At 44.7% G+C, this 15,128-nt stretch carries 13 protein-coding genes; all 13 read right to left on the reverse strand.

Annotation, left to right across the window (positions count from 1 at the left end; translation table 11 throughout):
- Window positions 1-18: 18 nt before the first annotated feature.
- Window positions 19-624 carry a hypothetical protein gene (locus C4F37_RS12810; protein WP_001539954.1) on the reverse strand — a complete coding sequence of 202 codons (606 nt, stop codon included), beginning with the start codon at window positions 622-624 and terminating at the stop codon, window positions 19-21.
- Window positions 625-626: 2 nt separating this feature from the next.
- Window positions 627-1,394 carry a hypothetical protein gene (locus tag C4F37_RS12815; protein ID WP_001539957.1) on the reverse strand — a complete coding sequence of 256 codons (768 nt, stop codon included), beginning with the start codon at window positions 1,392-1,394 and terminating at the stop codon, window positions 627-629.
- A 2-nt stretch (window positions 1,395-1,396) separates the two neighbouring features.
- Window positions 1,397-2,107, reverse strand: a complete 711-nt coding sequence (locus C4F37_RS12820; protein ID WP_001539959.1) for a hypothetical protein — start codon at window positions 2,105-2,107, stop codon at window positions 1,397-1,399.
- 173 nt (window positions 2,108-2,280) lie between these two features.
- Window positions 2,281-3,402 (reverse strand): fimbrial protein, encoded by a 1,122-nt coding sequence (locus tag C4F37_RS12825; protein WP_001774066.1) that lies wholly within the window; start codon window positions 3,400-3,402, stop codon window positions 2,281-2,283.
- 14 nt (window positions 3,403-3,416) lie between these two features.
- On the reverse strand, window positions 3,417-4,196 hold the full coding sequence (locus C4F37_RS12830; RefSeq protein ID WP_001539963.1) for a fimbrial biogenesis chaperone: 780 nt from the start codon (window positions 4,194-4,196) through the stop codon (window positions 3,417-3,419).
- The gene (locus tag C4F37_RS12835; protein WP_023151114.1) at window positions 4,162-4,677 is read right to left on the reverse strand and encodes a fimbrial protein; all 516 of its coding nucleotides are present in this window, start codon (window positions 4,675-4,677) and stop codon (window positions 4,162-4,164) included. The genes C4F37_RS12830 and C4F37_RS12835 overlap by 35 nt, the downstream gene beginning before the upstream one ends.
- A gap of 7 nt (window positions 4,678-4,684) precedes the next feature.
- The gene (locus C4F37_RS12840) at window positions 4,685-5,248 is read right to left on the reverse strand and encodes a fimbrial protein (protein ID WP_001048911.1); all 564 of its coding nucleotides are present in this window, start codon (window positions 5,246-5,248) and stop codon (window positions 4,685-4,687) included.
- Window positions 5,248-7,842 carry a fimbrial biogenesis usher protein gene (locus tag C4F37_RS12845; RefSeq protein ID WP_001557129.1) on the reverse strand — a complete coding sequence of 865 codons (2,595 nt, stop codon included), beginning with the start codon at window positions 7,840-7,842 and terminating at the stop codon, window positions 5,248-5,250. The genes C4F37_RS12840 and C4F37_RS12845 overlap by 1 nt, the downstream gene beginning before the upstream one ends.
- Before the next feature lie 36 nt (window positions 7,843-7,878).
- A complete protein-coding gene (locus tag C4F37_RS12850; RefSeq protein WP_000649743.1) occupies window positions 7,879-8,631 on the reverse strand; it encodes a fimbrial biogenesis chaperone in 753 nt (250 codons plus the stop codon).
- Window positions 8,632-8,731: 100 nt separating this feature from the next.
- Window positions 8,732-9,436, reverse strand: a complete 705-nt coding sequence (locus tag C4F37_RS12855; RefSeq protein WP_000671315.1) for a fimbrial protein — start codon at window positions 9,434-9,436, stop codon at window positions 8,732-8,734.
- Window positions 9,437-9,929: 493 nt separating this feature from the next.
- Window positions 9,930-12,377 carry a glycogen phosphorylase gene (gene glgP / locus C4F37_RS12860; protein WP_001539973.1) on the reverse strand — a complete coding sequence of 816 codons (2,448 nt, stop codon included), beginning with the start codon at window positions 12,375-12,377 and terminating at the stop codon, window positions 9,930-9,932.
- Between the two features lie 18 nt (window positions 12,378-12,395).
- Complete coding sequence (gene glgA / locus C4F37_RS12865) at window positions 12,396-13,829, reverse strand: glycogen synthase GlgA (protein WP_001197646.1); 1,434 nt, start codon at window positions 13,827-13,829, stop codon at window positions 12,396-12,398.
- Window positions 13,829-15,124, reverse strand: coding sequence for a glucose-1-phosphate adenylyltransferase (gene glgC, locus C4F37_RS12870; protein ID WP_000253975.1), 1,296 nt, complete (start codon window positions 15,122-15,124; stop codon window positions 13,829-13,831). The genes glgA and glgC overlap by 1 nt, the downstream gene beginning before the upstream one ends.
- Between the last annotated feature and the right edge of the window lie 4 nt (window positions 15,125-15,128).

The following is a 15,128-nucleotide window of genomic DNA, read 5'->3' on the forward strand; positions in this document are numbered from 1 at the left end:
TTGAATTCCTTAGACTATTCATTGTAAATAATTGAATAACGGCCCCTGAGCTAAAATCGCCAAACTTAAGCACGTTCCCCACTCAACCCACTTCTGCCCCTGGCTTCTATTTTTGCTACACCACTGGCAGTAATATCCCAACGCAAAACCAAGCTGTGCACTAATCGGGCCGACAAAATCAGTCCACGGCTGCGGCCAAAAAGGGGAAAAATTCAGGGGAAGCCAGACAAACGTCAGAAAGAAGTTTCGGATATTTTCCAGCAACGCTGATTTCTCTGGAGTAATATAAAGAATGAAATTCGAGAGAATTAACCAGAAATAGGCCGGAGAAAAGACCAGCCAGCAATGCAGTCTGTTTTTTAATTCAGGAGGCATTCTGCGGGAGAATTGCCAACCGATGCCACCCATTACACTGAAAAAAAGTGCATATTCAACCATTAACTCAAGTTGTAATTCCTGAAGAGAAATACGCACAACCAGGAGCGGAAAGGAGAATATTATTTCCGCCAGAAAAGTTAACGTGAATATAAGTACGGCTAAGGCAATAACCGTCGGCCATACCAATAATGGTACGATAACAAAACCGAGAATTACAGGGGGAATATAAAGCCGGAATTTAATCATTTTTATTTTCCTGGTGATTCGGATGATGCGTCATACATCGCGCATAAACACTCATCAATCATCCAGTCGTCTTCCCAGATCTGATACTGTGTGCCCTGTTCGGGCTGCTTAAGCGGATTCTCAATCGCCTGCCGCGCGCGTTCTTTCAGGATGGATTGATTATTACTAGCCCAAGTATTAGTTTGAGTGGTAATGGCTTTATCGATATCGTCCTGGTTATCTCTGATATAACCGTCACGATACGTATTCAATAAACAGGCAAGAGACGCTGCCGACCAAAATCCGGGAACTGAAATAATGGCATCAAGCAATGGCGAAAGAGCGATATCGGCACGGAAAAACATTTCCAGCATGTACTGTAATTCGACAGCCTCATCCCCGGATACCCAATCAGTCATATACTGGCAAGCAAATTGCTGCAATATTTCCCGTTCATCCTCACGCCAGTTTTCTTTACTGGCAAGGTTTATACGCCGTAGAGAAAATACTTCGTGAATATTGTCAAATTGCCCCTGCACAACAAACTCCAGTAAACGAGGCAGAAAATAACGAACCTCATCGCTGTTTTGCGGATCAGGTCCTGGACTACTATTCCAGGCATTGATTAAGGAATACGGGATCGCTCGTAACGATGTATTCCGTAATGCCTTTTGTTCCTGCTGACTCAGGCAATATTCACAACAAACCACAAATTTCTGCGGCACCGGATAACGACGAAAAATATGATAAACCTGCTCAATTAATGCCTGCATGGCGGGGCTGGGTTGCATAATTACCCCCTCTTCCGCTGGTCGCGTGTAAAGGGTTGATAAACAAAACGAGCATTCGCCGCATTCAGGCGAATAATGGAACTACGAGAGAGGGAAAAGCTGGGCCGAATGCAATAATTACAATCCCGACAGCTTTCCTCTGTGCAATTTTCCACTGAGTAATGACGCGCGTAGAGTTTCAGTTTAGCCTGCTTATCGCGAAATCCGCGTAAGCTGTTATCGGTATGGAATTTCCATGCTTCTTTAAACACCTGAAAGATATAAACATCCTCAATCCAAGAGTCACATTTTTTAAGCGGGCGCTTTGCTATGATCACCCGCTCATCCGGATTGAGCATTGCCGTAAAATGAACGGTAAAGTCATTTGTCGTATTCAGGTCACATTGAACATCTGGTACATCACTGATATAGGGGTCAAATCCAAAATCAGCACCACAGGCACAAAGACGACCGATCGTGGCGGTATCGAGGGAAAATCCCGGCCATACATTGCTGGAGGTTAAGCCAATATTTAATGTGACATTATATCGAAGCAATCCCTCAAGACCGGCAGCACCGACGAATTTTTCCCCTTCATCCAGGACCTGATTAATGAGTTGCTGGACAATGCCTTCATCCCAGTATGCCGATTTGCAGTTGGCAATCGTAATATCCACGCCTGTGAAAGGATCAGTACCAGCGAGGCTTGCAAATAATGTATTAACTAATTCCATTTTTATTACTCGCCTTAATGCAACGTTTTATACATCGGCACATAACCTACATTTTCCACCAGGTTTTTCCCCTGTAGAATTAAAAATATTTTTTTGTTTTACATTCTGTTCATCCCTATTATTGCATTTTATTTTGCGGTGATGGCTAAACCGATTCTGTACTAGCTCAAAAATTACTGATATTCCACTCGCAATATAGCCAGTGCATTATAACGACCTGCCGCAGGCACTTTTCCAGTTGTACTAACAGGTAAAGCCAGGAAAGTAACATCAGCAGTTTGCGCAGAAGCAGCCTGGTTTTCCACCAATCTGAACGGAACGCCTACTGATGTTGCCAGAGCATTTAAATCTACGGAGTTTTGCTGGCTATCCATAATCATAATACCAACATCAGGATTATCCTGTGCCTGAATAATGCTTTGTTTCCCATTGGTATCACGTGTGGCGGAAATGTTACCGTCGAATACCAACGTCATTACCGCATCTGTATCTTTATTCGTACAATTAATCGGAATAGTTGTTGCTACAGGAGTAACACCAGCAGGCTTCGCTCCAGCACCAGCCCGGCTCAATTCACTGGCCCACACATCCGGCATATTAACAGTAAAACTCGTACCCTCATTAATTGTGCAGCCTTGCGGAACCTGAATATCCAGGTTACTGATCCAGGCATTAAATAATGGTACTGGCCCATGTTCCGTTTGCCGCTGACTGGCATACAATGAAACTAAAAGTACATTATTCAGAGAAACATCAGAGATGATTTTTTTATCCAACCTAATTTTAATATAGCCTTCTGTTCCTGAAGACCAGTAATCTGCTTTACTTCTGTCAGTAGGATAATTAGTACTATAGTTCTCGAATGGTACTGTTTTATCTGTCATCGTCCCATTTCTATTGTAGAGCTTTATATGTGTTGAAATAGATATTTCATGCGTAACAGGAATAAATATATCCGCTCCCTGTGGATTACCTGAAGCACCTGAAGGATCTATTCCTGAAATACCTGAAAAATAAACTTCATAATCATCAAAAGAATTACAGTATGCTTTATATCGACCTATTTTCCAGTTTTGAGATGGTAAAACAGTACCAGCTGAATTGTTGTTAACATCTGAAATAATAACTGTACCAAAATCATAAAAAAAGGTCGCTGGGGTAGTATTGTTTTCTGGAGTCCCAGGATAGCAAAATTCACGATCCCGGCCCATTTCAGCATAGGCTACGACATGGCAAACTAAGAATAAAAAAATTATAAAAATAATTTTCACTTTATATCCGGCATAAGTAATCATATGATTTCCTTTTACTAATCCGTTTTAACTTGTGAGCCTAACACATCCATCTGCAACGGATTCATATTTACTTTCCATGCAGGCAATACATTATTATAAATGTCCAATGTCTGCCATGTTATTTCACAAACCCCTTGCGATTTACACCATGATTGTTGGCGGTGGCTAAATGGTGCGATCATACCACCATCCATAACTTTACCATCAACATGAAGGTTATAGAGTGTCACATACCTGGGGCCTGGATTATAAACGGTAACAATTTCATTTTTTCGTACCCAGCGCAATTTTTGATATGACATATTGGGGTCTTCAGACAAATTTGATGGCCGATAGAATATTTTCATACGATTGCGGACCGCTATTTGCAATTGATTATCAGTTTTGGTTGGATGACTATTTTCCAACGATGGTAATGCAGCAACATTAAGTATAAATAAACTTTCCCGGTCGGCAGGTAAACTACCACCGACACGATTAATTCTTATTTTTGTATTTTTGTCAGGCTTCAAAACAAACAGTGGCGGAGTTGCGATAAATACCGTTCCAGAAAATGAGGGCAAAGATTCAACCGTTCCCGTCAACTGACGAGCATCATCAGGGGAGACTGCAACCTTGACTAACATATCTCTGTCTGAAGTGTTTTTGAGTTCAACAGATATTGAGGACTTATTTTCCGGATACGCAAAACGCGTTCCACCGATTACTAATCCTGCTTGTGCAGTAGGAAATATCAGGAGGAATAATACTATGGTAACCTTAATCATAGCTAACCATAAACGATACTGACGCATTTGCATCCCCTGGTTGTACATTATTTTTTAATGCTTTGTAAGCCGCAAAAAAATGCAATATATTATCAACCGATGGTGTAAGTGAAAAACCGATGCTTTTAACATCATTACTAATACTACCTTTATTCTTATCAAAAATCGTGAGTGCAAGCCCCTCTACCGAGCCTTCTTCCAGCTTATATAAACTGGCATCTTCTGAAACTGTATTACCGGTAAACTTTATATACGCGTTGCCAACATCACTACCACAGCGGGTTAACGTTATGGAAAAATAAACCTTTTCAGTAACGTCTCCTGCACTCCTTACCGAACTACTGGGTACGTCTGGCATATTAGCTGTAAAATTTTTTGACTCATCAGAAATAATGCAGGTTTTTTCGGTAATTAACCCTTCAATACGAACCACTCCGGCATGAGTGATATCATCAGCAAAAGAACTTGTTGATATTATAAACAAAAATAAACTAATGAATATCTTCATATCTCCCTCACTGATAATCGATATCAAAATACAACAGAGCATTTGCTTGCCCGGCATGTACATTTTCCTGAGTTGATTTATAGCGAAGTTTAAACGTCAAATTAGCATCACCGTTTTCATTTAACACTAAATCACGAAAACCTGATTCACCATTAATGGCAATCGCCACATCATTGTTATCCAATATTTCTATTCCCAGTCCAGTCGCACTATCTGCACCGGCGGAGATACGCAGTAATGCGCTATTAATAGCATCTGCATCACCAGTAAACCGCACATTGGCGCTCACACCAGAACTATAAACAGTACTTTTTGCAGTCGGGCATCCTTGTACATTAATCGTAAACGTTTGACTCGGAGAAACATCACCTACATTTAAAAATTCATTAGCATCATAAGTGCCCATTTTTACCGACTGATCTTTACTTCCGGTAGTAATGTCACAGCTTTTTGCCAACAAAATCCCAGTAAATGTAACAACAACTGAATCATTGGCCTGCCCTGAGAGCGGAAAAGCAAAAAAAGCGAAAAAAATAAAAAATACAGAATATTTAGAGAATATTAAATTCATTAGCGGCACTCCAGAGTTGCATAGCTAACAGGATTATCCAGTTCTGTTTCAGGGAGCTTGTAATTAGCCTGACATTTTTGCTGAACACCGTCTCCCCACTGGATATTAATAACACCTTCTAAAGGCAATCCTGAGAGATAAAGTTGTCCATTATCGCCGACAATCCCGGTAATTTGACTACTGTTTTTAATCTGAGCGCTGGCTGTAGCACCGAATGGGACTGATTTATTACGATAACGAACTGTGAACAAACCACGAATACCGATATGAGCAGCAAACTCTGCACGAACTAACGCACCTTTTCCCGGAATAACTTCAGTGGAAGTGATATCCAGTTCAGTATGCATATTCATTGACATAGGATCTAATGAAATATTATTACGTCTATATTCTGTTGCATAAGGAACAACTGCATATCCACGCCAGTCAGTGGATATTCCTGTCCCCCGCTGAACATCCACATTATTCGCTCCGGGCGCTTTTATCAAAACATTAGTTTCACCTAATGGTTGACTCAACGTAAGACCATTTTCATGTACAACAAGAGCACCACTGATGCCATAGTTTATTTGTTGATTACCTTCATTATAGTAACTGTAGGCGGAATTCAAGGAACCATATGCCCCACGATAATTAACACCAACAGAACCACTACTGCTATTATCCTGATTAGCAAAACCATGTTGTATGTTATAACTGAGATTATGCTGCTCCAACAGAGAACCAGATACCCCCGTATATTGGTTTACCTGTCCGTGGTTATCCTGACTATAACCATACGTTGCAGTCATGGCATTCGATGATGAGCGCCCATCATTCGTGGAAGATAACCAATTACTTATAGGTAATGAGACATTTAGCGAGACAATTTTATCCGCATTTGTCCCTGGTGATTTACTGTAATTCCACACAACATTTAGATAGATACCCTTAATACTGGTGTTATAACCAACTTGGTATAAAGAATCTTTTTTATCAGTATTCCAGTATGTTTGCTGACTAGCCGATAAATACATAGACCCGTAGTTACCGAAAGGTTGCGATACACTAGCCTGAAATTTTCCACGTTTGCTATAACGCAAGTTATAAAAATCATTCCAGTTATAAACGTAATCTTTATCATCTAACATTTTTGGATCAACAACAGTCCCTGACATTTGTTGGTATGTCGTATCACTTAAAGTGTAAAAGCCCTGGGTTGAATAACGATAGCCAATAATATGGAATGCTGTTCCTGTCTGAACTAACGATTTGGAATAAAGAAAACGATAAGATTGCCCTTGATGTTTGCTCCCATCCACAAGCGAACTGTTAGCCTGAGTAACATCAAACGATGTTGCACCAAATACTCCCAGATTCAGGCCAAGGCCGAGCGCCAACGCCCGGTAATCCTCAGAGAATTGTGCCCCACCATAAGCCGTAATATCCCAGGGTAAACCCCAAATTAATTCCCCCTGAAATATATAAGGACTTTTCTGGTTATAGCTATTGCTTCGATATTGGCCAACCGTAGTAGAATATTTTGAATGACCTTCTCGTTGCAGGATGGGGACAGCGGCATAAGGTACGGTATAGACAGTTTCTGAATTATCAGACTCTTTGATGGTAACTTCCAGATCTCCCGCAGATGATGTCGGGTTAAGATCGCTAATCTCAAACGGTCCCGGCGGCATATAGGTTTGATAAATGACATAACCATTCTGTTTGATTGTTACCTGAGCGCGACTTTTCGCAATTCCGCGCACCGTGGGAGCGAAACCACTTTGACTATCGGGCAACATATTTTCGTCAGATTCCAGTTTTATGCCACGAATACTAACACTGTCGAAAACATCTGATGATGACCATGTATCTCCTAGCGTTAATTCACTTCTGAAAGGAATAATAACGCGCTGCAACGTACTACTGATATGCTCCAGTTTACCTGCTGAATTACTCCCACGACTCCAGGTTGAATAATCGCGAAAACGCCATGCACCAATATTGATCCCAGCGCGAAGATTTAAATAATAGTTATTTGAAGAGTAATCACCACGATCGTTATTACCAGAAAAGTCATAATTCAGCAAAAAAGCTGTAATACCGTTATCCCACTGTTCTGGTGGAATATATCCGCGGGCGTCACGTTTTATTATCGCCTGCGGAAAGGTCAGTTTAAGTCTCTGTGCATCCAGCTCCGGCATGTAATGCACATCAGGAAACCAGATACGCAAATCAAGGCAACTATTTTCAGATGAAGCCAAAGCCTGCTCTGGCAGCGCATTTTTGTTAATTCCAAGGCTTAATAAGTCAGCAAGTGAAAGGCAGGGAATCAGTTGATTCGCATCGTCTGCTTTAAAAGTTACAGTACGAGAGAGTAAAGGGGAATCATTGACCCAAACTTCGACTTCATAGCTACCAGGAAGATAAGTCATCCCTTTCTCGAAGCGGGATAAGTCAGCAACAGCTTCAGTATCACCCGACAGAAAAGCAGGGTTAAAGCGCATTCCCGCGATTGAACATGCAGGCATAATAACCAGAAGAAGCGGCACAACCCGTTTCATCTGCTTTTGTGCCGCCATCCAATATTCGCATCTTTTGAGCTTTAGGTTCATATCCCTGACCTGTGTTGCATCTGAACTATTCCGTTGTTACTGCATTATTCCTTTCTGCCGCTCCGTCGTAGCGCCAAAGTCATTAATTGTTTGATAAGTAATTTCACCAGCCAACGTCACTGGCGACGAGACCGTAATATCACTTTTCGGTGGTACAAACATATTGGGCAATTTACTCCCTTGTACTTTAATTCCTGTCAGTGTCAGGTAATAAGGCGAAGGATTGATAACTTTTAGTTGTTTTCCCTCATACTTAAACCGCAACATATTTCGTGCTTTTCCTGGTTGCACAGGTAGATTTTCCGGGCGATAAAATAGCTTGATTTTGTTTTGTAATGCCAACTGTAAGGTATTCTTCTGTGTATTTTTCTCATCTGTTGGCGGAATTGCTTTAACATTCATCCAATACAAAGTTTCACGATCGGTCGGCAAATTAGTCTTACCAAGAAACATGATACGTAATGAAGCTTCTTTACGCGTTGGCAACATAAAGAGGGGAGGAGTGATAACAAAATCCTGGCTCTTTTTTTCCGTTTTACTGTCATCAACCCATGATTGAATTAAATAACTGGTGTTGTCACCGCTATTTTGCACACTGAGTGTTATTTGCTTACTTTCTGCCGGATAAATCAATCGCGTTACGCCAAGGCCAAACCCGCCCGCGGACGCATTATTAATAAATAATATCGATAGTAAAAAAAGAATCCCTGAGCGTATAATATTTTGTGATACTTTTAATTCATCCCTGAATCCACAAACCCATTTTTTATTTCCAATAATACATTTCATACAGCATCCTTGTTGATGAAATAACATCTGTTATTCATACTCTATTAAATAATTTCAATCTCAGGTTACAACTTTTTGTAACCTGAAATCGTATTTATATTTACTCGTACAGCACAACAAAACTTGCTGTTGACTTAACTACACCTGGTGCAACAGTGCTACCGTTTTGAGCATAACCTGCAGTAAAGGCCGCGCTGAAATCATGGGTCGTAGCATTTCCTGGAATTGTATAAGCGGCGGTGGAGGCGCTACCCTCTGCCGCAGTGGTATTCAGGTTAATCAGACCATTATTCGTCGTACCTTTGGAGTAAATTCGAATCCCTACACCAGTCGCCCCCGCATTGCCGCTGTTGTCAGCATCCGTTGATCCTTCTACTTCGTTAGCGAGCGTTTTATTAGCGCTATCTGCAGTACCGGTAAAACGGAACTCAATTTTCTGATCATCTGTATTGCTACATTCGGTCAGATTAATATTGAAATCGGTCTGGTTGCTCGCCCCCTGTGCTTCTACGTCGATACCAGTGAAAAGGTTGGAAGGCACAACCGGCAGGACAACTTCAATCTGTTTTGAATCGGTTGCGACCTTACAGGTAGCTTTCACTACACGGCCAGTAAAGCGGATTTTCCCCCCCATTGAATCAACGTTGTCATCCATATCAGTGAGCCTGGGATAATCAACGGTGCTCCAGTCAGTATCCGCCCCACCAAATTGTGTTGCATCGCCGGGTGCTGCGGTTACCGCAGTAGACATCAGCATACCTGATGCCAGTAATACTGCGGATAAATTAGATAAATTGAATTTCATTTATACCTTTCCTTTTGTTAAAAAATCCAAGCAACATTGGTGTTTTTACATTCTGCGTTAATAAGTTATATCTCACAAAAAAAATAAGCTGACGTTGGCTAATTCCAGAAGGTTCTTTAGAAGAGTAATTGAGTGAATAATATTATATATGCTGCTTAGTAATGTACCTAAAATAATCCAAAGCCGCAATAAGTGAGTTTATACTCACATATAACACACTGATAATGATAAAATTTATTTTTACGTGGAGTTGTAAGAGGGGCAATAAAACATAAATCACATGAATAATATTAATGCATTCATAATAAATTAATATTATTTGAAATAACAAAATACCAAAAACATTATCATCAATCGTTATTTAATATATATTAATGGTATATATTAAATAGAATAACATACATCAAAGTTATTGTTTATTGTGTATAGAAATACCGTGAGTTCCACTCTGTATTACTTCAGCGGAACACACGGTATTTAGCCGTATTTGAACTTACAATCTCACCGGATCAATATGCCAGATATGATCGGCGTACTCTTTGATCGTACGGTCAGAAGAGAAGTAGCCCATATTGGCAATGTTCAGCATCGCTTTTGCGGTCCACTCTTCCTGACGCTCGTAGAGTTCGTCGACTTTATCCTGACAATCGACATAGCTGCGATAATCCGCCAGTACCTGGTAGTGATCGCCGAAGTTGATCAGCGAATCGACCAGATCGCGATAGCGACCCGGATCTTCCGGACTGAATACACCGCTGCCGATTTGCGTCAGCACCTGATGCAGCTCCTCATCTTTCTCGTAGTATTCACGCGGTTTGTAGCCCTGACGACGCAGTTCTTCCACTTCTTCCGCTGTGTTACCAAAGATAAAGATATTGTCAGCACCGACATGATCCAGCATCTCGACATTCGCACCGTCCAGCGTACCGATAGTCAGCGCGCCGTTAAGCGCAAACTTCATGTTACTGGTGCCGGAAGCTTCCGTCCCCGCCAGCGAAATCTGTTCAGATAGATCGGCCGCCGGAATGATCAACTGCGCCAGGCTAACACTGTAGTTCGGGATGAACACGACTTTCAGCTTGTCGCCAATCTGCGGATCGTTGTTGATCACTTTCGCTACGTCATTGATCAAATGAATAATGTGCTTCGCCATGTAATAGGCCGAAGCCGCCTTACCGCCAAAAATATTCACGCGCGGTACCCACTTCGCATCCGGGTCGGCCTTGATGCGGTTATAGCGGGTGATCACGTGCAACACATTCATCAATTGACGTTTGTATTCGTGAATACGTTTGATTTGCACATCGAACAGCGATTTCGGATTTACCACCACATTCAGCTGCTGGGCGATATACTCCGCCAGACGCTTTTTGTTCTCCAGCTTCGCCTGATGCACCGCGTGATTAACCATTGGGAAATCACAGTGTTGTTGCAGATCATTAAGCAGGCTAAGGTCGGTGCGCCAGTTGCGGCCCAAGTGTTCGTCCAACACGGCTGAAAGCGATGGGTTCGCTACCGCCAGCCAGCGACGCGGCGTCACACCGTTGGTGACGTTGGTGAAACGACCCGGGAAGATTTTCGCAAAGTCGGCAAATAGCGATTGCACCATCAGGTTAGAGTGCAGCTCCGATACACCGTTAACTTTGTGGCTCACCACAACCGCCAGCCAGGCCATACGCACACGACGACCGTTTGATTCATCAATGATCGACGCCCGTCCCAGCAGATCGGTATCGTTCGGATACTGTTCCTGCAAGGTTTTCAGGAAATAGTCGTTGATTTCAAAGATGATCTGCAGGTGACGCGGCAGAATTTTACCCAGCATATCGACTGGCCAGGTTTCCAGCGCCTCGCTCATTAGCGTGTGGTTGGTGTAGGAGAAGACCTGACAACACACTTCAAACGCGTCGTCCCAGCTAAATTGGTGCTCATCGATCAGCAGACGCATCATCTCAGGAATCGACAGCACCGGATGAGTATCGTTGAGGTGAATCGCAATTTTATCCGCCAGGTTATCGTAGGTTTTATGCAACTGATAATGGCGGCTTAAAATGTCCTGAATGGTCGAGGAAACCAGGAAGTATTCCTGACGCAGTCGTAGCTCACGCCCGGAGTAGGTGGAGTCGTCCGGATACAGTACGCGAGATACGTTCTCGGAGTGGTTTTTATCTTCCACTGCCGCGAAGTAGTCGCCCTGGTTGAATTTACCGAGGTTAATTTCGCTACTGGCTTGGGCACTCCACAAACGCAACGTGTTGGTCGCGTCGGTGTCGTAACCTGGGATTATCTGATCGTAAGCTACTCCCAGAATCTCTTCGGTTTCAATCCAGCGCGTTTTTTTACCTTCCTGCTGAATGCGACCGCCAAAACGGACTTTATAGCGCGTGTTGTGGCGTTTGAATTCCCACGGGTTACCGTATTCCAGCCAGTAGTCAGGCGACTCTTTCTGGCTACCGTTAACGATGTTCTGCTTGAACATACCGTAGTCATAGCGGATGCCGTAACCGCGCCCCGGCAACCCTAACGTCGCCAGAGAATCGAGGAAGCAAGCCGCCAGACGGCCCAGGCCACCGTTACCGAGGCCCGGGTCATTTTCTTCATCAATCAGCTCTTCGAGATTTAATCCCATCGCTTCCAGTGCGCCCTGTACATCTTCGTAAATTCCTAGCGACAACATGGCGTTGGAAAGCGTACGACCAATCAAAAACTCCATCGACAGGTAGTAAACCTGACGAGTTTCTTGCGACAACTGGGCACGGTTTGAGCGTAACCAGCGCTCCACGAGACGATCGCGCACAGCAAATAACGTTGCGTTCAGCCATTCATGTTTATTGGCGACGACCGGATCCTTGCCAATCGTAAACATCAGCTTGTAAGCGATAGAGTGCTTAAGAGCTTCTACGCTAAGCGTGGGCGATGAATATGTAAACGGAGCATTCATATAGGCGTTTCCTGAAAACTATTTCAAGCGATAGTAAAGCTCACGGTACGACTTCGCCGCGACCTGCCAGCTAAAATCCATTGCCATAGCCTGACGTTGCACAAACCGCCACAGTGAAGGACGGGACCACAGTACAAAAGCACGTCGAATAGCCCGTAACAGCGACCAGGCATTACTATCTTCAAAGACAAACCCACTGGCGACGCCATCTGCAAGGTTCTCAAGAGAACAGTCAGAAACCGTATCAGCAAGCCCACCGGTGCGCCGCACTAACGGCAGCGTACCGTACTTCAATCCATAAAGTTGCGTTAAGCCGCACGGTTCAAAACGGCTGGGCACCAGAATGACGTCCGCGCCGCCCATAATGCGATGCGAAAATGCTTCGTGATAGCCAATCTGAACGCCCACCTGGCCGGGGTATTCCGCTGCCGCCGCAAGGAAACCTTCCTGCAGCACCGGATCGCCCGCGCCGAGTAGCGCCAGCTGCCCGCCCTGCTCCAGAAGACCAGGTAAGGCTTCCAGCACCAGGTCGAGACCTTTCTGGCTGGTCAGACGGCTCACCACTGCAAAAAGCGGCACTTTATCGTCAACCTTAAGCCCCATTGCGATTTGTAACTGGCGCTTATTTTCCGCTTTATCTTCCAACGTATCGCGGGTGTAACGCGAGGCCAACAGTAAGTCCGTCTCTGGACTCCAGATTTTCTCGTCCACGCCGTTCAGTACGCCGGAAAGACGCCCTTCACGGTGACGCTGTTGCAACAGACCTTCCATACCGTAGGCAAACTGCGGTTCGGTGATCTCGCGAGCGTAGGTTGGGCTGACTGCCGTAATGTGATCGGCATAGTACAGACCGGCCTTCAGGAAAGAGATTTGTCCGTTGAATTCCAGCCCATGAATATTAAAGAATGACCATGGCAATTGGATGTCATTCATGTGATGTGCATAAAACATGCCTTGATAGGCCAGGTTGTGCACAGTAAACACCGACTTCGCCGGACGCCCGCGCGCCGCCAGATACGCAGGCGCAAGGCCTGCATGCCAGTCGTGCGCATGCACCACATCAGGACGCCAGAATGGGTCAAGCCCGCTGGCCATTTCTGCCCCAACCCACCCCAGCAGCGCAAAACGCAATACGTTGTCGGTATAGGCAAATAAGTTGGTATCGTGATACGGGCTTCCCGGACGATCATAGAGATGCGGCGCGTCAATCAGGTATATGCCAACCCCGTTGTAATGACCGAACAACAGCGTGATATGTCCGGCGAAGGTATCACGACGGGATACTACCTGCGCATCGGTCACGCCACGGCGAATATCGGGAAATGCAGGCAACAGTACGCGAGCGTCAACGCCGTCTGCGATTTGTGCTGCGGGTAATGCCCCAATAACATCAGCCAGACCGCCGGTTTTAAGCAGCGGGAACATCTCTGAACATACATGTAAAACCTGCATTATCGCTCCTGTTTATGCCCTAACTTCCGTAGCATTTCGCGCGTTACCAGCACGATGCCTTCTTCTGAACGATAGAAACGACGTGCATCTTCCTCTGCGTTTTCACCAATCACCATGCCTTCCGGAATAACACAAGCACGATCGATGACGCAGCGACGCAGACGGCACGAGCGACCTACCCATACTTCCGGTAACAATACGGCGGAATCAATGTTGCAGAATGAATTCACGCGAACGCGCGAGAACAGAACGGACTGCACCACCACCGAACCGGAGATCACACAACCGCCGGATACCAGTGAGTTAAGGGTCATCCCGTGGCTACCGGAGCGATCCTGCACGAATTTCGCTGGCGGTAATGATTCATTGTAGGTGCGAATTGGCCAATTGCGATCGTACATATCCAGTTCCGGCACCACAGAGGCCAGATCGAGGTTCGCTTTCCAGTAAGCTTCCAGCGTACCCACATCGCGCCAGTACGGCTCGGCATCCGGGTCGGATTGTACGCAAGAGAGCGGGAACGGGTGCGCATAAGCCAGACCGGCTTCGGTGATCTTGGGAATCAAATCTTTGCCAAAGTCGTGGCTGGAGTTCTCATCGCGATCGTCTTCTTCCAGCAGTTCATACAGATAGTCGGCGTCAAAGACGTAGATACCCATACTCGCCAGAGATTTGCTCGGATCGTTCGGCATTGACGGCGGGTTAGCTGGTTTTTCAACGAATTCGATAATTTTATCGTTCTCATCAACCGCCATAACGCCAAACGCGGAGGCTTCTTCAATCGGTACTGGCATACAAGCAACGGTGCAACGTGCGCCTTTTTCGACGTGGTCGATAAGCATACGCGAGTAGTCTTGCTTGTAGATATGGTCGCCCGCCAGGATCACCACGTATTCCGCTTTATAACGGCGGATAATGTCGAGGTTTTGGGTGACCGCATCTGCGGTGCCGCGATACCAGTTTTCCCCTTTCATTCTCTGCTGTGCTGGCAGCAGATCGACAAACTCGTTCATTTCTTCATTGAAGAATGACCAGCCGCGCTGGATGTGCTGCACCAGAGTGTGGGACTGGTACTGGGTGATCACGCCCATACGACGGATCCCGGAGTTGATGCAGTTAGACAGCGCAAAGTCGATAATGCGGAACTTACCGCCGAAGTGTACGGCCGGTTTTGCTCGCTTATTGGTTAAATCCTTCAGGCGGGTACCACGTCCTCCCGCCAGTATCAGGGCAACAGATTTCAATGGCAGCTGGCGCGCCAACATTAAGTGATCGTTCTTCTCTAAACTAACCATGACT

The sequence above is a fragment of the Escherichia sp. R1 genome, from assembly GCF_003000935.1.
GTDB classification, from domain to species: Bacteria; Pseudomonadota; Gammaproteobacteria; order Enterobacterales; family Enterobacteriaceae; genus Escherichia; species Escherichia coli.

Bases quoted from the DNA above. Each gene is read 5' to 3' on its own strand.
- C4F37_RS12820 (WP_001539959.1), bottom strand. From the start codon at position 2,107: ATGGAATTAGTTAATACATTATTTGCAAGCCTCGCTGGTACTGATCCT.
- glgP (WP_001539973.1), bottom strand. From the start codon at position 12,377: ATGAATGCTCCGTTTACATATTCATCGCCCACGCTTAGCGTAGAAGCT.
- C4F37_RS12850 (WP_000649743.1), bottom strand. From the start codon at position 8,631: ATGAAATGTATTATTGGAAATAAAAAATGGGTTTGTGGATTCAGGGAT.
- glgC (WP_000253975.1), bottom strand. From the start codon at position 15,124: ATGGTTAGTTTAGAGAAGAACGATCACTTAATGTTGGCGCGCCAGCTG.
- C4F37_RS12810 (WP_001539954.1), bottom strand. From the start codon at position 624: ATGATTAAATTCCGGCTTTATATTCCCCCTGTAATTCTCGGTTTTGTT.
- C4F37_RS12830 (WP_001539963.1), bottom strand. From the start codon at position 4,196: ATGCGTCAGTATCGTTTATGGTTAGCTATGATTAAGGTTACCATAGTA.
- C4F37_RS12845 (WP_001557129.1), bottom strand. From the start codon at position 7,842: ATGAACCTAAAGCTCAAAAGATGCGAATATTGGATGGCGGCACAAAAG.
- glgA (WP_001197646.1), bottom strand. From the start codon at position 13,829: ATGCAGGTTTTACATGTATGTTCAGAGATGTTCCCGCTGCTTAAAACC.
- C4F37_RS12835 (WP_023151114.1), bottom strand. From the start codon at position 4,677: ATGAAGATATTCATTAGTTTATTTTTGTTTATAATATCAACAAGTTCT.
- C4F37_RS12855 (WP_000671315.1), bottom strand. From the start codon at position 9,436: ATGAAATTCAATTTATCTAATTTATCCGCAGTATTACTGGCATCAGGT.
- C4F37_RS12840 (WP_001048911.1), bottom strand. From the start codon at position 5,248: ATGAATTTAATATTCTCTAAATATTCTGTATTTTTTATTTTTTTCGCT.
- C4F37_RS12825 (WP_001774066.1), bottom strand. From the start codon at position 3,402: ATGATTACTTATGCCGGATATAAAGTGAAAATTATTTTTATAATTTTT.
- C4F37_RS12815 (WP_001539957.1), bottom strand. From the start codon at position 1,394: ATGCAACCCAGCCCCGCCATGCAGGCATTAATTGAGCAGGTTTATCAT.